Source organism: Autumnicola musiva (assembly GCF_031846585.1).
In the GTDB taxonomy this organism is placed as follows: domain Bacteria; phylum Bacteroidota; class Bacteroidia; order Flavobacteriales; family Flavobacteriaceae; genus Autumnicola; species Autumnicola musiva.
Window position 1 is genome coordinate 404,581 of record NZ_JAVRHK010000002.1, and the last position, 15,124, is coordinate 419,704.

At 38.8% G+C, this 15,124-nt stretch carries 17 protein-coding genes; 7 read left to right on the forward strand and 10 right to left on the reverse strand.

What is annotated here, in order from left to right:
• The first annotated feature begins 2 nt into the window (after positions 1–2).
• Entirely contained in the window at positions 3–2,303 is a 2,301-nt protein-coding gene (locus tag RM539_RS04285; RefSeq protein ID WP_311502196.1) for a TonB-dependent receptor domain-containing protein, read from the forward strand.
• A 146-nt stretch (positions 2,304–2,449) separates the two neighbouring features.
• Here the strand turns inward: RM539_RS04285 and coaD are convergent, their stop codons facing one another.
• A complete protein-coding gene (gene coaD / locus RM539_RS04290; protein WP_311502197.1) occupies positions 2,450–2,914 on the reverse strand; it encodes a pantetheine-phosphate adenylyltransferase in 465 nt (154 codons plus the stop codon).
• Positions 2,915–3,019: 105 nt separating this feature from the next.
• On the opposite strand from coaD, the gene RM539_RS04295 reads away from it, so the two are divergent.
• Positions 3,020–4,225, forward strand: a complete 1,206-nt coding sequence (locus RM539_RS04295) for a hypothetical protein (protein WP_311502198.1) — start codon at positions 3,020–3,022, stop codon at positions 4,223–4,225.
• Positions 4,226–4,249: 24 nt separating this feature from the next.
• Here RM539_RS04295 and RM539_RS04300 read toward each other — a convergent pair whose 3' ends face one another.
• Positions 4,250–5,224, reverse strand: a complete 975-nt coding sequence (locus tag RM539_RS04300; RefSeq protein WP_311502199.1) for a D-alanine--D-alanine ligase — start codon at positions 5,222–5,224, stop codon at positions 4,250–4,252.
• A gap of 99 nt (positions 5,225–5,323) precedes the next feature.
• On the opposite strand from RM539_RS04300, the gene RM539_RS04305 reads away from it, so the two are divergent.
• The 5 genes from RM539_RS04305 to RM539_RS04325 all read left to right on the forward strand — a co-directional run bounded on the left by RM539_RS04305 (position 5,324) and on the right by RM539_RS04325 (position 9,175).
• Positions 5,324–5,938: a PASTA domain-containing protein gene (locus tag RM539_RS04305; protein ID WP_311502200.1), complete on the forward strand. Its 615-nt coding sequence runs from the start codon at positions 5,324–5,326 to the stop codon at positions 5,936–5,938.
• Positions 5,938–6,984 carry an RluA family pseudouridine synthase gene (locus tag RM539_RS04310; protein ID WP_311502201.1) on the forward strand — a complete coding sequence of 349 codons (1,047 nt, stop codon included), beginning with the start codon at positions 5,938–5,940 and terminating at the stop codon, positions 6,982–6,984. The genes RM539_RS04305 and RM539_RS04310 overlap by 1 nt, the downstream gene beginning before the upstream one ends.
• A 64-nt stretch (positions 6,985–7,048) precedes the next feature.
• Positions 7,049–7,294: a hypothetical protein gene (locus tag RM539_RS04315; RefSeq protein ID WP_311502202.1), complete on the forward strand. Its 246-nt coding sequence runs from the start codon at positions 7,049–7,051 to the stop codon at positions 7,292–7,294.
• A 351-nt stretch (positions 7,295–7,645) separates the two neighbouring features.
• A complete protein-coding gene (gene yaaA, locus RM539_RS04320) occupies positions 7,646–8,407 on the forward strand; it encodes a peroxide stress protein YaaA (RefSeq protein WP_311502203.1) in 762 nt (253 codons plus the stop codon).
• Between the two features lie 108 nt (positions 8,408–8,515).
• Complete coding sequence (locus RM539_RS04325) at positions 8,516–9,175, forward strand: uracil-DNA glycosylase family protein (RefSeq protein ID WP_311502286.1); 660 nt, start codon at positions 8,516–8,518, stop codon at positions 9,173–9,175.
• Here RM539_RS04325 and RM539_RS04330 read toward each other — a convergent pair whose 3' ends face one another.
• The 8 genes from RM539_RS04330 to RM539_RS04365 all read right to left on the reverse strand — a co-directional run bounded on the left by RM539_RS04330 (position 9,176) and on the right by RM539_RS04365 (position 15,114).
• The gene (locus tag RM539_RS04330; RefSeq protein WP_311502204.1) at positions 9,176–9,313 is read right to left on the reverse strand and encodes a 30S ribosomal protein THX; all 138 of its coding nucleotides are present in this window, start codon (positions 9,311–9,313) and stop codon (positions 9,176–9,178) included.
• Positions 9,313–9,477: a hypothetical protein gene (locus tag RM539_RS04335; protein WP_311502205.1), complete on the reverse strand. Its 165-nt coding sequence runs from the start codon at positions 9,475–9,477 to the stop codon at positions 9,313–9,315. Before RM539_RS04335 ends, RM539_RS04330 begins: the two co-directional genes overlap by 1 nt.
• A gap of 78 nt (positions 9,478–9,555) precedes the next feature.
• Positions 9,556–10,323: a tryptophan synthase subunit alpha gene (trpA, locus tag RM539_RS04340; RefSeq protein ID WP_311502206.1), complete on the reverse strand. Its 768-nt coding sequence runs from the start codon at positions 10,321–10,323 to the stop codon at positions 9,556–9,558.
• Positions 10,324–10,391: 68 nt separating this feature from the next.
• Positions 10,392–11,573: a tryptophan synthase subunit beta gene (gene trpB / locus RM539_RS04345; RefSeq protein WP_311502207.1), complete on the reverse strand. Its 1,182-nt coding sequence runs from the start codon at positions 11,571–11,573 to the stop codon at positions 10,392–10,394.
• A gap of 52 nt (positions 11,574–11,625) precedes the next feature.
• Positions 11,626–12,288 carry a phosphoribosylanthranilate isomerase gene (locus tag RM539_RS04350; protein WP_311502208.1) on the reverse strand — a complete coding sequence of 221 codons (663 nt, stop codon included), beginning with the start codon at positions 12,286–12,288 and terminating at the stop codon, positions 11,626–11,628.
• A gap of 50 nt (positions 12,289–12,338) precedes the next feature.
• A complete protein-coding gene (gene trpC / locus RM539_RS04355; protein ID WP_311502209.1) occupies positions 12,339–13,121 on the reverse strand; it encodes an indole-3-glycerol phosphate synthase TrpC in 783 nt (260 codons plus the stop codon).
• Between the two features lie 156 nt (positions 13,122–13,277).
• Positions 13,278–14,270, reverse strand: coding sequence for an anthranilate phosphoribosyltransferase (trpD, locus tag RM539_RS04360; RefSeq protein ID WP_311502210.1), 993 nt, complete (start codon positions 14,268–14,270; stop codon positions 13,278–13,280).
• A gap of 220 nt (positions 14,271–14,490) precedes the next feature.
• On the reverse strand, positions 14,491–15,114 hold the full coding sequence (locus tag RM539_RS04365) for an anthranilate synthase component II (RefSeq protein ID WP_311502211.1): 624 nt from the start codon (positions 15,112–15,114) through the stop codon (positions 14,491–14,493).
• Positions 15,115–15,124 lie beyond the last annotated feature (10 nt).

Consider the following 15,124-nt stretch of genomic DNA (forward strand, 5'->3'; position numbering starts at 1 on the left):
AGATGATGATATTGGAAAAGAAAATAATAGCAGCTTTATTTATACTTTGCTGCGGAAAAATCTTTAGTCAAACCATAGATGGAAGAATTTTAGATGCCACAACTTCGGAAGCAATTTCAGATGCAAGAATTGAAAACCTCGCTTCCGGAGTTGTGGTATATTCTGGTGAAAATGGCAATTTTCAGATTGAAGCTGAAAATTTTCCGGTAAATCTTGAAGTGAGTTATCTTGGGTTTCAGGATAGGGTTCAAACTATCACCGGCCAGGAGCAGAAAGTAATCATTTCAATCAGGCCTCATCGGGACGATCTTTCAGAGGTAGTGATTAGAAGTACCATTATTCCAAATGAACTTCAGGAAATTCCGGCTTCGGTGGGCCTTATATCCGAAAGCGATATGCAGCGCACCGATGCTATTGCAATCCTGGACAATTTTAATTACGTCCCAGGAATGTTTGTAAATCAGGGAGCGCTGAATACCAATAAGATTAACATTCGTGGGATTGGTGCCCGCTCACAATACAGTACCAACAGGGTTCAGGCTTATTTTGACGGAATTCCCCTAACCACTGCAGAAGGCGAACTTACTTTAGATGATATTGACCAGGAATCCTTAGAACGAATTGAAATAATTAAAGGTCCTACTTCCAGTATTTACGGGGCCGGACTTGGTGGTTCTATAAATTTATATTCTGCCCGTCCTGAAGAGGAAGGAACTTCCGGAAAGGTGAAATATCAGCTTTCCAGCTTTAATACTTCAAAAAAGATGGTGTCTGCTGCCCATAATTCTGGTAATACCAATCTTTTTGCCAATTATTCGCACGTAAAGAGCGATGGTTACCGGGAAAACGGAAATTACGACAGGAAATCGGCTTTAGTAAATGCAAAGGTTTTTACTTCAGAAAATAATAGTATTTCATTTTTAGCCAATTTTACCACCTTAAAAGCTTTTATTCCAAGTTCTTTAAATGAAGAAGATTTCATGAATAATCCTGAAACCGCGGCTTTTACCTGGGCTGCTTCTCAGGGCTACGAATCTTATGACAGAGGTTTACTGGGTGTAGCTTATAATCATCAGTTTACTGATAATTTCAGTAACACTACCAGTGTTTATGCAAATTTCAGAAATGGCTATGAACCGCGTCCGTTTGATATTCTGAAAGAAGAAAGGCTTTCTGTAGGTGCAAGAACAAAATTCAGCCTTAATATGGATTTAGGGGATATGGCTTCTCAATTAAGTTTCGGCGCGGAATATTACAACGAGTGGTATGAAATAGGAACATTTGAGAATCTTTATGAAAATTTTGAAAATATGGGCAGTGTGCGTGGTTTGCGCTTGAGCAACAATGAGCAGGAGCGAAACTATGCAAATTTCTTCGGACAGATTAACCTGGAGATTACGGATAAATGGAATGCGGAAGCAGGTTTAAATATAAATACTACAAGCTATAATTTAACCGATCTTTATGCGGAAGATGATGTAAACCAATCAGGAAACTATCGTTTTGAAACTGTTGTTTCTCCGCGTATTGGAACTACTTATGAAATAGGAAACGGAAAAAATGTATATGCCTCCATAAGCCAGGGATTTTCAACGCCTACAGTTTCAGAAACGTTAACTCCGGAAGGCCAAATTAATACCGACCTTAAGCCGGAAACCGGGATCAACTATGAAATCGGATTCAAAGGAAACTGGTTAAATAACCGGTTTTATACAGAATTGGCCTTGTACTCTATTCAAATTGAAAATCTACTCGTTGCACAACGGGTAGGGCAGGACCAGTACGTTGGTGTAAATGCCGGAAAAACTGACCATAACGGGATTGAATTTTTGACAAAATACAATATAGATCTTGGTGGTGGAGTTACCGGAAGACCATATGTAAACGCTGCCTTTAATTTTTTCGAATTTGATGAGTTTGTAAATGAAGAGGAAGATTTTTCCGGCAACGAATTGCCTGGAGTTCCAAAATCTACAGTGAATGTTGGTTTTGATCTTTCTACCAACTTCGGACTTTCATTTTATAGCAATTTTAGGGCAGTGGGCGAAATTCCTTTAAACGATGCCAACTCCATTTATACGGATAATTATGAATTGCTCAATCTAAAAGCCGCTTATAATTTTGTTCTGGCAGAATTTTTTGAAATAGGCCTTAACGCAGGAGTAAATAATTTGTTAGATGAGCATTACGCAGCAAGTGTACTAACCAATGCGGTGGGATTTGGCGGTGCAGCTCCAAGATATTATTATCCTGGCAATCCCATAAATTATTTTGGAGGAATAACAGTGAGGTATAATTTTTAATCTGTTTATAATTTATTGACTAAAGACCTCACAGGTTTCCATAACCTGTGAGGTCTTTTAGCAATTTAATAAAAGTTCTCCTCCTTTTAAGGAGGAGTGCCCGCAGGGGGAGGTGGTTTACTTGCAGAACCTTCCTTGTTCTTCTTTTAGAATTTTGATTTTTTCCTCACCACATCAGGCACCATAAATTCATAGTTGCCGCCATGCCGTATTACATCCCGAACCACGGTTGAAGAAATATGGCTTTTACCGGAGGAGGTTATAAAAAATACTGTTTCAATTCCGGCCATTTTGTAATTCGTTTGTCCAATCGCCTTTTCAAATTCCAGGTCATTGCCATTGCGAAGTCCACGAAGGAGGAAATCTGCTTCCTGTTCTTTACAGAAATCAACTGTAAGGCCTTTGTAAGTCATTACTTTAACCTTCTCTTCATTCTTATATGTTTCATTTAAAAAATGTAGTCGTTCTTCCAGGGAGAACATATATTTTTTATCAGAATTAGTACCTATGGCAAGAATAATTTCATCAAAAAGGGGAAGGCCTCTTTCTATAATATCAGTATGTCCTAAAGTAAGTGGGTCAAAAGATCCCGGAAAAATGGCTTTTCTCATAGGTTAAAGATAAATATTTTCTGCGGAAAAAACCTGCGAATCATTTTTATCAATTTTGAATTTCATATCGGAAAAATATTATTTTTGAGGCTCTTAATTATTCTTATGAAGAAGCTTTTTACTATGGCTTTATGCCTGTTTATACCCGGGTTCTTAATGGCCCAGAATAAAGATCTGGAGCGGGAAATAAAAAACTATTCCGATTCTAAAAGTCAGCTGATTTCCAGAGGCCGAAAGCTTTTGCTCGATACCTTTCTTGAAGGGAATATTTCTAAAGTACGGGATGTTAAGGATTATCTTTTAAATGAGGTTGAAGATGAAGATTATGCCGCGCTTTATCCCGGGGAGGAGTGGACAATTCTATACTGGACCGGCGAATATTACGGTTTAATAAGTGCTGTTACAGATTTTGATGAAAATAATTATACGGAATATCAGCGTAAGGTATTGCCGCCGCAGGACCAGCTATATCTCAAGCTTTTGGAGCGTTCTATGGATAGTATTGAATTCCTCGAAAATAAAATACTTAGTTCAGATATAAATGAAGAAGAGAAAGATTTTTTACTTCTTCATTTAAATTATATGGTCTCTGGGCCACCATTAAACGAAATTTCTCAGGAAGAGGTGAATAAAATGGCCGATCTTTATCTTGAAAAACACCCTTCAGGAAGGTTTCAGGAATATGTTCAAAATAACATCAGGTACAGGTTTAAAGCTTCTAATTGGGGTTTTGCATTCGATTTCTTTCTGGGGTATCAATTTTTAACCGGGGAAATTAGCAATATGTTTGGAAACGGAATGGCCCTGGGCCACGGTTTTGATTTAGAATATAAAGATTTTACTCTGTTTCTTCGAAATTTCATAGGTTTTTCAAAAACCCTGGAAGATATAGAAAACAGTAGTGGCATTTGGAACAAGGGGGCGCAGGCAAGACAATTCATTCCGGAACTCTCCCTGGGTTATGCCATTTTAGATAATGAAAAATTAAAAGTGAGTCCCTTTGCGGGAATAGGCGGCTATGCACTTACACCTACTGAAGTGGATAGAGAAGAAAAGCCTGAACTTGATGACCTGCAAATTGGTTTTGTTACTGCCTATACGCTTGGAGTAAATGCAGATATTAAACTAAAGTGGGGTACAGGTTTATTACTGGAAACATCTTCAAATAATAAAACTTACTGGTTTCTTCGTGGGCGCTACGGCTATGTTATGCCACGGCTGGGAGATTATCCAGACAGTTTTCACGGCAATACTCACTATTTCACCCTGGGTATTGGAGGTGTGTTTAGGACCTCCAAAAGGGACCTGTGAAAAGATACGTACAGTAGCGGCGCGCTACCTGAGTGCTGCTTCAATAGCACTTCCGTAAAGATCTTTTAAACTAATTCCCGCTTTTTCTGCCTGCTGAGGTAAAATACTTGCCTGGCTCAGGCCGGGAGTAGTATTCATTTCAATAAAATGTGGCTCATCATTATGAAAAATAAAATCTGAACGTGTAAGACCTTTCATTTTCAGTTTCTTATAAATAAGTATAGCAATATCCTGAATTTTTTTGGTTTGTTCTTCTGAAATCCTTGCCGGAGTAATTTCCTGGGATTTGCCCAGGTATTTAGCTTCATAGTCAAAAAATTCATTTTGGGAAACAATTTCAGTGGCAGGTAAAGCCATAACTTTGCCTTTATAAGTTACAACGCTCAAAGATACTTCAGTACCATCCAGAAAGGATTCGATAATTACTTCATCATCTTCTTTAAACGCAGTTCTGGTCGCGGGAATTAATTCTTCTCTTGTCTTAACTTTGGTGATTCCAAAGCTGCTTCCTGCCCGGTTCGCCTTAACAAAACAAGGCAGGCCAACTTTGTTAATGATTTCATCTACATTTACACTATCTTCTTTATTGAGAAAATAATTTACCGCCGATTTGATTCCGTAAGGTTTTAAAACACTTATTAAATCCCGCTTATTAAAAGTGAGTGCCGCCTGATAGTATCCGCAGGAAGTTTGCGGAATTCCTACCAGTTCAAGGTAAGCCTGTAAAAGACCATTTTCACCGGGCGTGCCATGAATGGTGTTGAAAACACAATCAAAAGTTATCAGCTGGTCGTTAATTCTAACAGTAAAATTGCTTTTGTTAATGGGGTAAGGAGTGTCATCATCGGTCACTACAAACCATTCGCTTTGTAAAATATGAACGCGGTAAGGCTCATAAAGCTCCCGGTCCAGGTGTTTGTAGACCATATTTCCGCTGTTAATGGAGATGCGGTATTCACTGGAATACCCGCCCATAGCTATGGCAATTTTTTTCTTCATGGTCAATAATTGACATTTTAAATCGTTATCAAAAATATCATTAAAAACGGGTGCATCCAAAACCCACGGGTTTTATATCTTTGTTTTTTAAACCGCTCTATGGGATTATTTAAATTTATCTTCAGCAAAACTTTTTTGATACAATTAGTTTTAGCGGCAATAGCCATTGTGGTTATTGTATTTTTGGCCCTGCAGTGGCTGGATTATTCTACTAATCAGGATCAGCGGATTGAAGTACCCGATCTGGCACGTATGTCCCTTGATAATGTAGATGAAAGGCTGGAGGAGCTGGACCTTAGATTTGAGATTTTGGATTCGGCCAATTTTAATCCTGAATATCCTCGTTATTCTGTAATAGAACAGGTTCCCGAACCGGGGAAATTTGTAAAAGAAAACCGAAAAATTTATTTAACGCTAAACCCTTCCGGTTATAGAAAGGTGACTATTCCCAACAATCTTATTAGAAAAACCAGAAGACAGGTGGAACCAACCCTTCGCTCTTTAGGGTTCGAAATTGGAGCAGTTACTTATAAACCCGACATTGCTGAAGACGCTGTTTTGGAAATGAGACACAATGGAGAACTGGTGGAGCCGGGAGATGAGTTAATGAAAACTTCAAAAATAGACCTTGTGCTTGGGGATGGTTCCGGAAGATATAATCAGCAGGAAGACGAAGAAGAAACAAATGCTGATGCTGAAGAAATTGAACTTTAATGAAGGAAGAAGAAACAAGTGATATTGAAGAACAGGATGATGAACTTTATGAGCATCATAAATTTGTAGCCGAAAAAGGCCAAAATCCCCTGCGGGTAGATAAATATTTGATGAATTACATCGAAAAAGCTACCCGGAATAAAATTCAGAAAGCAGCCAAAAGCGGAAATATATACGTTAATGAGATTGCTGTAAAATCTAATTATAAAGTCAAAGCTGGAGATGTGGTGCAGGTGATGTTTGAGCACCCTCCCTATGAATTTTTACTTACCCCCGAGAATATTCCGCTGGACGTGGTTTATGAAGACGATACATTGCTGGTAGTAAATAAACCTGCCGGAATGGTGGTACATCCCGGCCATGGCAACTACAGCGGAACACTTATAAATGCGCTGGTTTATCATTTCGAAAATTTGCCAAATAACAGCAGTGACCGTCCTGGATTAGTTCATAGGATAGATAAAGATACCAGTGGACTTTTGGTTGTGGCTAAAACCGAAGAAGCCATGACGCATTTGTCCAAGCAGTTCTTCGATAAAACCAGTGAGAGGGAATATGTTGCCCTGGTTTGGGGAAATGTTGAAGAAGATGAAGGCACTGTGGAAGGAAATATCGGCAGGCACCCTAAAAACCGGCTTCAGAATACCGTTTATGAAGGCGATGATGCCGAAAAAGGTAAGCCTGCAGTAACACATTATAAAGTACTGGAAAGGTATGGGTATGTAACACTTGTTTCCTGTAAATTGGAAACTGGAAGAACTCACCAGATTCGTGTGCATATGAAACATATTGGCCATACCCTTTTTAATGATGAACGTTATGGCGGCGAAAAAATCCTTAAAGGAACAACTTTTACCAAGTATAAACAGTTTGTAGAAAACTGCTTTAAAGTACTTCCACGGCAGGCACTACATGCCAAAACCTTAGGGTTTACCCATCCTAAAACTGAAAAGTGGATGAGTTTTAATACGGAAATCCCGCAGGATATGCAGGATTGTATTGAAAAATGGGAGAATTACGCCAAGAACCAAAAGGAGATGCTTTAAGAATTTCCTGATTTTATGCTACACTTAATTCGGGTTTTTGCTATTTTTAATAAAGTTTAGGCATATGGAAAATATCCTTTTAAGAGTTAAGAGTAGAAAAGCTTATAAAGAATTGATGAACCTTCTTCAGGAAGTAGGCGAGAATGAAATTGAGTTGGTTTTAGATACTGAGTTTGAAAAGCAAAAGTATGAGCTTGAAAAGGAGCTCGAGAATATGGATGGAGGGAAAGCTGAATTTACAGATTTAGATGAGGTAGATTTAGAGCTGGAAAGAATTATATCTGAATATGAAGATAAAACTATCCGGTAATTTCAAGTTAAAGCTTGAAAAACAGATTCGCTACATCTCCAAAGACCAACCTGAGGCAGCTCGTAATTTAAAAATGATCTTTTGGCTGAGGTAAGAAAAATTTCAGAACAACGATTTCATACAGAAAATCCATTTATTTTGATCAGGAAGAAATTCGGGATTTAGTATTCAAGGGTTATTGCATTACCTTTAGGATAAATGAAATTCGGCATTGTATAGAGGTTTTTGGATTGAATAATATTCACTCTTCCGATCTTAATAAACCAATTCTATCCTTCAATAAAGAAGTAATAGAACGGTCTTTCTCAATTTATATCATTCGGCTTATCTTTGAGGGAAAATCTTCAGAAAATGAAAATTGTTGTTTCTCCTGCCAAAAGTCTGGATTATGAATCAAAACTACCAACCACAAGAGGCACCCAACCGCAATTTTTAGGAACTACAGCTAAGTTAAATCGTAAGCTTGCCAGGATGACCAAATCTGAAATTTCAGAATTAATGGGAATCAGTGATAAACTGGCAGATCTTAATTATACCCGTTATCAGGAATTTGAAGAAGACCATAATAAGAAGAATTCCCGCCCTGCCATGTATGCTTTTGCAGGTGATGTTTATACCGGATTGGATGCGTATACAGTTCCAACGGAGAAAATTGATAAGCTTCAGGATACACTCAGGATTTTATCAGGCATGTACGGAATTTTAAGACCGCTGGACCTCATGCAGCCTTACCGCCTGGAAATGGGGACTTCTGTAGGAATTGATCAAAAGAAGAGCTTATATGAAGTCTGGCAGAAAAAAGTAACTCAGGCACTGAATGAGGAATTACAGGAGGATGAAATTTTCCTAAATCTCGCCAGTAATGAATATTTTAAAGCCGTAGATAAAAAAGCTTTAAAAGTACCGGTAATTTCTCCTGTTTTTAAAGATTATAAAAACGGAAAGCTGAAGATTATAAGCTTCTACGCTAAAAAAGCACGAGGTTCAATGGTTCGCTATATTATAGATAAAGACGCCACATTGCTTGATGATATTAAAGGCTATGATTACATGGATTATCGCTTTAGTGAAGAACATACTGAAAATGAAAACGAGCCTGTTTTTATTAGATAAAAAACAATGCAGAAATTTAAGATAGTTGAGGGTTGATTGTTTAACTTTAGACAACACACAACACACAACACACAACACACAACACACAACACACAACACACAACAGCTATTTTCCACCACACCCATCCATACCGCCCGTTTATTCCTGAAAATGCCACAAAACTTATTGTAGGTACTTTGCCGCCGCCACGCTTTACCAAAAGACAATTGAAGGAAGGAGACGTAGACTTTTGTTACGGAACCCGGGATGGATTACTCTGGCTGGTGCTGGATAAAATATTTGATATTGGCCTTAGGTTTGAAACCACCGCAGAAGCTGTGGAGCATAGGAAAAAGTGGCTAAAAAGCCGTGGAATTGGTATTTGTGATATGGTGGAAAGTAGCCGAAGGGAAAAAATTGATGCATCCGATCTGGGAATGCAGCAGGTGGAGCTTCGGAATATGGTGCAGATTCTTGGTGAAAATCCTAAAATTGATACACTTTTATTTACGGGTGGGAACAGCAAAAACGGACCTGAATATTTTTTCCGAAGACATTTAAAAGAAATTGGCAGTGACATTAGAATGAAAGTAATTTCTAATGACGTGCCTAAAATCCATCAGTTTGTGCTAGATGGTAGGTTGATTAAAACTGTTTCTTTAACCGCGCCTTCGGGATCGGCAAATCGTGCTATTGGAAGCATGGAGTTCTATAAGGAAATGAAAAAGAAAAACCCTGAATTCAATACAATTGATTTCAGGGTTCTACAGTATAAGGAACATTTTTAACTATTGCTCCAACTGTTTCTTCTGGGTATTTGCCATGGTGGTGGGCTTTACCTTAAACTTTTTACGCTTCGGCCTTAATTTACCATGTGTACCGATTGCTATTTTACCGCGCTTGGTTTTTTTATCACCTCTACCCATTACTTTTTTTCTCCTTTATTTTTTTGATCTTTGATAGTTCTTTCATCAATATCAAAATCATTGTTCTGAGCGTCACGATCTCCTAATTCTCCACTGAGTGGATCGTTATCACTTCTTCTACGGTCAGTTTTTCCTCTGTGCTTATCTTCAATTGGTCCTCCCATAACATTTGATTTTTTAAAGTTCACTCTAAGATAGGAAATGTTTTTGCCGGGGATTCCTAAAGTCCTGTTAGCATTAGGTTAAAGTCCTTTAACAAAATGTACAAAATCTGCAATTTTTCCAGTGCCGGTTTTGTTGAGGTGCTTTATAAAAGCACTGCCAATAATAGCTCCTTTAGCATATTGTGTTGCCTGCTGAAAGGTTTCGTTGTCACCAATTCCAAAACCCACGACCTGTGGGTTTTTAAGCTTCATATCATCAATTCTTTTAAAATAGGCCTTGGTTTCTTCGCTAAAGCCTTTGGTAGAACCTGTTACACTGGCGGTACTTACCATGTAGATAAATCCGTTAGAAACCGAATCTATAAAACGTATCCTTTCTTCGGAAGTCTGCGGGGTTATGAGAAATATATTCTGAAGCCCGTGTGCTTCAAAAATTGCTTTATATTCCTCATTATAGACATCAACCGGAAGATCGGGGATTATCAAACCGTCAATACCCGTTTCTTCACATTTTTGACAGAATTTTTCTACGCCATACTGAAGAATAGGATTAAAATACCCCATAATAATCAGCGGAATTTCCACGGAATTGCGAATTCCTTCTAATTGCTGAAAAAGGCGATTCGTGGTCATTCCTCTTTTTAATGCCTTGGTAGAACTTTCCTGGATGGTGGGCCCATCAGCTAAAGGATCACTGAAGGGCAAACCGATTTCAATAAAATCCACTCCGCTTTTCTCCAGATCTTTAATAATTTGTATAGTGTCTTCAGGTTCAGGATATCCTGCCGTAAAATATATGGAAAGCAGTTTTTTGTCTTCCTGCAGTTTTTTGGTAATTCTGTTCATTACAAAATGATTAATGAGACCCCACAAGTTTTTGAAACCTGTGAAGTCTATATTAAGTATGGTTTATATCAAAGATTAAAATAGTCAATGTACGTGTTGAGATCTTTATCTCCACGTCCCGAAAGGTTTACCACCACAATCTGGTCTTCTTTAAATTTCCGGTCTTCAAAAATAGCCAGGGCGTGAGAAGTTTCTATGGCGGGAATAATTCCTTCCAGTTTTGCCAATTCCAGGCCAGCCTTCATGGCCGCTTCGTCGGTTATGGAAATAAATTCCCCGCGGCCGCTTCGGAATAAGTTCGCATGCATTGGCCCAACTCCGGGATAATCCAGTCCTGCAGAAATAGAATAAGGTTCTGTAATCTGCCCGTCTTCGGTTTGCATCAGCAAAGTTTTGCTGCCGTGAATAATTCCTTCTTTTCCCAAAGCTGAAGTGGCCGCACTTTCGCCACTCTGTATGCCTTTTCCGGCAGCTTCCACGGCAATAATACCAACTTCTGGAGTATCCATATAATGAAAATATGCCCCCGCGGCATTACTTCCGCCGCCCACACAGGCTACCACATAATCGGGATTTTCCCTGTTCTCTTTTTCTTTAAGCTGAACTTTGATTTCCTCGGAAATCACCGCCTGAAAACGTGCTACCATATCGGGGTATGGATGTGGCCCCACAACAGAACCGATGATGTAATGCGTATCTACCGGATTATTAATCCAGTCACGAATGGCCTCATTGGTGGCATCTTTTAAAGTTCTACTACCTGATTTTGCCGGGACTACTTTTGCCCCTAACATTTTCATCCGTGCTACATTTGGTGCCTGTCGCTCAATATCAACCTCACCCATGTAAACAATACATTCAATTCCCATTAAAGCGCAAACAGTAGCAGTGGCCACACCATGCTGGCCGGCACCGGTTTCTGCAATAATGCGGTTTTTACCCAGGCGCTTCGCCATTAGAATCTGGCCAATGGTATTATTTACTTTATGGGCACCGGTATGGCAAAGATCTTCGCGTTTCAGATAAACTTTAGCATTATATTTTTTACTGAAGCGTTCTGCGTAATAAAGTGGAGTTGGGCGCCCAACATAATCTTTTAGAAGGTCTTTAAACTCTTTCTGAAAAGATTCCTCTTTCATTATATCCAGGTACTGCGAACGTAATTCTTCCACATTGGGATATAACATTTCTGGAATATAAGCGCCTCCAAATTCGCCGTAGTATCCTTTTTCGTTTGCCTGATAGGTCATTTTTTTCTGTTTTCTAATCCTGCAGGGTCTTCATGACCTTGCAGGTATTATTTTAGTAATTATTTTTCGCCAGGGAATCTTTAAACAATTGAAGTTTTTCAATATTTTTTAATCCCGGTGCATCCTCAAACCTGCTGTTTACGTCCACCGCATAAAGCAATTGTTCTTTCTTATTCTGCTGAAACCACTGAACGAGTTCCTTTATTTCTTTTGCCTCTTCAATGCCGATACCGCCACTTAGAAAAAAAGGAGTGGTGGAAGGGTAATTTTTCAGAACTTCCCAATTAAATGTTATGCCATTTCCACCTTTATTCTTGCCTTTGGTGTCAAAAAGGAAATAGTCTGCGGTTCCTTCATACTGCTCTAAAACATCAAAATTAAATTCTTCTTTTACTGAAAAGACTTTAATTATTTCAATATTTTTATCTTTCAGTTTTTGTCTTAACCCCCGGCAAAATTCTGCCGATTCTTCCCCGTGCAATTGGATTGCCTGCAACTGGTATTTTTCAAGCTTTTTCAGAATAAAATCTATGGAAGCATTTACAAAAACTCCTGTTTTTTTTACTTCTGAAGAAATTTCAGGAATTTCAGCTTTCACAAACCGGGAAGATTTTTTAAAAAATATTAATCCCATATAATCCGGCTGAAGCTGGACAATTTCCCGAATATTTTCCGGTTGGCACATTCCGCAGACTTTAAGCTTAATATTAGTCATTTGTTTGCTTATTTATTTCGCCATACTCTCCTTACCAAAGGAGTAGAGCTTTAAAGAAGTTTCTTAATAAATTCCTCTGCACTCTTACCAGGACTATCGGTTTTCATGAATTTTTCACCTATTAGAAACCCCTGGTAACCATAAGTTTTTAAATCTTTAATTGCTTCTACTGAACTTATTCCGCTTTCGGAAACCTTTACAAAATCATCAGGAATTCTTTCTGAAAGTGATTTGCTGATATCTGTGCTAACTTCAAAGGTTTTTAAATTGCGGTTATTCACGCCCAGCATATCCAGGCTTGGCATTATAGATTTCTCTAATTCTGCTTCGTTATGCACTTCCAGTAAAACGTCTAATTTCAGTCCTTTTGCAAATTCTGAAAGTTTCTTAATTTGTGCTCTTTCCAGCACCGCGGCAATAAGTAAAATTACATCTGCACCGTATGCCTTCGCTTCCAGAAGCTGGTATTCATCAATAATAAACTCTTTCCTTAAAATTGGCATTTTCACACTGGCTCTTGCAAATAGCAAATCATCCAGGGAACCTCCAAAATATTTTCCATCGGTAAGAACAGACATTCCTGAAACCCCGGCATCCTCATAGCCTCTTGCCACATCTTCCACATTCAGGCTCTGGTTGATAACTGACTTTGAAGGTGATCTTCTCTTGTGTTCGGCGATAATGCCGGCTTTGCTTTTTTTTAATGCTAAAGCCAATGAATTCGTCTGCCGTTCAAAAAGTGCCGATTTCTCCAGCTGTGATACCGGAATAACTGATTTCTTAAGATGTACTTCTTTGTGCTTATCTGCTATTATTTTATCTAAAATATTCATTTTCCTGACTTGATTATGACCGGATCAAATGCATTGTTCCCGGCTGTGCCCAAACTGAAATTTATAATTATTCGTCTTCAGTTCCTAGGCTTATGTTATGTTCCTCTCCTAATAAAGGCCGTTGTTTTTGTTTGTGTACATGCTAAACTGAACTCTTCATTTACTCAGTTCCTGTAATTTGTTTAAAGCTTCCAAACCTTTTCCAGAAGTTATTGATTCCTGTGCTTCTGTAAAACCTTCTTGCGGTGAAATGTTTTTTGCTGTGGAAATAGCCATTCCGGCATTGGCACAAACCACATTCGATTGCGCCTCCGTTCCTTTGCCTTTAAGAATATTCACAAGTATTTCTGCGGAATTTTCTATGGAATCGCCCCCGGCAATTTCTGAAGCTTTTAAAGTTTCCACTCCAAAGTTTTCCGGGCGCAGCATTCCTTCAGAATCATTGGAAATAATTTTAGTTTTCCCGGTCAGGCTTATTTCATCGTAACCATCTATGGCGTGCAAAATAGTATATTTTTTATCGGTATTCTGATAGAGATAGCCGTACATTCTGGTAAGTTCAAGGCTAAAAACACCTACCAGCTGATTTGGTGGAAATGCCGGGTTAACCATTGGCCCCAGCATATTGAAAAAGGTTTTTACCGCCAGTGATTTTCGCACAGGGGCAACATTTTTCATTGCCGGGTGAAATAGCGGAGCATGCAAAACGCAAATTCCCGCGTCAGAAATACAATTTTCGAGAAAATCGGGATTATTGCTGAATTTAATCCCAAGATGCTCCATTACGTTGGAACTTCCACTTACTGAAGAAACACCGTAATTCCCATGTTTGGCAACATTTACGCCTGCACCCGCCGTAACGAACGATGAGGTTGTGGAAATATTAAATGTATTTTTGCCATCGCCGCCGGTGCCGCAAAGGTCAATAGGGTTGTAGGCCTTTAAATCGACCGCAATGCAAAGTTCCAGGAGCGCATCCCGAAATCCTTCAAGTTCTTCAATGGTAATACTTCGCATCATATAAACGGTTAGAAAAGCCGCTATCTGGCTCTCGTTATATTTGCCGTCGGAAATATCAAATATCACCTGCTTTGCTTCCTCTTTGGTGATGGTCTCGTGGTTAATAAGCCGGTTTAGTAATTCTTTCATAAGTTCCTCTGTCTCTCTGTGGAGAGAAGCCTTTGAGGTGTTTTTATGGTTAAACTTCAGTTTTGTTTTCGTTCTTCGTCAAGCTGAACTTGTTTCAGCTTATCTAAAAATATGTAATTTATTCCTTCTGATTATTTCAGAATCTAATATGACCATTCCCAATCCTCGAATAGATCCTGAAATAAGTTCAGGATGGCTTTCTTCAGGAATGGGTATTAATTTATTTTGAGCTATTCACCCAGTTCTTAATCATTTGCTTCCCTTCAGGCGTTAAAACTGATTCAGGGTGGAATTGTACGCCGCGTACATCAAATTTTTTATGGCGAAGCGACATAATTTGTCCTTTGTCATCAAAAGAAGTTGCTTCCAACTCTTCCGGCAATTCCTGAAGAACTACCCATGAGTGGTAACGACCAACTTTAAGATTTTCGGGCATGTCTTTAAACAGGGGTTCATCTTTTACACAGAGTTTTATATCTGTAGCCACACCATGGTAAACCGACTCTAAATTAACTAATTTCCCTCCAAATACCTCACCAATGGCCTGCTGGCCCAGGCAAACTCCAAATATGCTTTTGGTGGATGCATATTTTTCAATGATCTGGTTTAGCAGGCCGGCTTCCCGGGGAATACCGGGACCTGGCGAAAGCAGAATTTTGTCGTACTCCTCTACATCTTCCAACTGCAGCTGGTTGTTTCGTTTTACAGTAACCTGGCAATCCAGTTCTTCTAAATAATGAACCAGATTGTAAACAAAGGAATCATAATTATCTATTACCAATATTTTGGCTCCTTTCCCGGAAGGGGAAAGGGAATTTTTCTCTATGGTTGAATTATCGCTCATGTCTTTTTTC

What these genes read in the sequence shown, in the direction of transcription:
- RM539_RS04285 (WP_311502196.1), top strand. Translation starts at nt 3, where the DNA reads ATGATGATATTGGAAAAGAAAATAATAGCAGCTTTATTTATACTTTGC.
- coaD (WP_311502197.1), bottom strand. Translation starts at nt 2,914, where the DNA reads ATGAGAAAAGCCATTTTTCCGGGATCTTTTGACCCACTTACTTTAGGA.
- RM539_RS04295 (WP_311502198.1), top strand. Translation starts at nt 3,020, where the DNA reads ATGAAGAAGCTTTTTACTATGGCTTTATGCCTGTTTATACCCGGGTTC.
- RM539_RS04300 (WP_311502199.1), bottom strand. Translation starts at nt 5,224, where the DNA reads ATGAAGAAAAAAATTGCCATAGCTATGGGCGGGTATTCCAGTGAATAC.
- RM539_RS04305 (WP_311502200.1), top strand. Translation starts at nt 5,324, where the DNA reads ATGGGATTATTTAAATTTATCTTCAGCAAAACTTTTTTGATACAATTA.
- RM539_RS04310 (WP_311502201.1), top strand. Translation starts at nt 5,938, where the DNA reads ATGAAGGAAGAAGAAACAAGTGATATTGAAGAACAGGATGATGAACTT.
- RM539_RS04315 (WP_311502202.1), top strand. Translation starts at nt 7,049, where the DNA reads ATGGAAAATATCCTTTTAAGAGTTAAGAGTAGAAAAGCTTATAAAGAA.
- yaaA (WP_311502203.1), top strand. Translation starts at nt 7,646, where the DNA reads ATGAAAATTGTTGTTTCTCCTGCCAAAAGTCTGGATTATGAATCAAAA.
- RM539_RS04330 (WP_311502204.1), bottom strand. Translation starts at nt 9,313, where the DNA reads ATGGGTAGAGGTGATAAAAAAACCAAGCGCGGTAAAATAGCAATCGGT.
- RM539_RS04335 (WP_311502205.1), bottom strand. Translation starts at nt 9,477, where the DNA reads ATGGGAGGACCAATTGAAGATAAGCACAGAGGAAAAACTGACCGTAGA.
- trpA (WP_311502206.1), bottom strand. Translation starts at nt 10,323, where the DNA reads ATGAACAGAATTACCAAAAAACTGCAGGAAGACAAAAAACTGCTTTCC.
- trpB (WP_311502207.1), bottom strand. Translation starts at nt 11,573, where the DNA reads ATGACCTATCAGGCAAACGAAAAAGGATACTACGGCGAATTTGGAGGC.
- RM539_RS04350 (WP_311502208.1), bottom strand. Translation starts at nt 12,288, where the DNA reads ATGACTAATATTAAGCTTAAAGTCTGCGGAATGTGCCAACCGGAAAAT.
- trpC (WP_311502209.1), bottom strand. Translation starts at nt 13,121, where the DNA reads ATGAATATTTTAGATAAAATAATAGCAGATAAGCACAAAGAAGTACAT.
- trpD (WP_311502210.1), bottom strand. Translation starts at nt 14,270, where the DNA reads ATGAAAGAATTACTAAACCGGCTTATTAACCACGAGACCATCACCAAA.
- RM539_RS04365 (WP_311502211.1), bottom strand. Translation starts at nt 15,114, where the DNA reads ATGAGCGATAATTCAACCATAGAGAAAAATTCCCTTTCCCCTTCCGGG.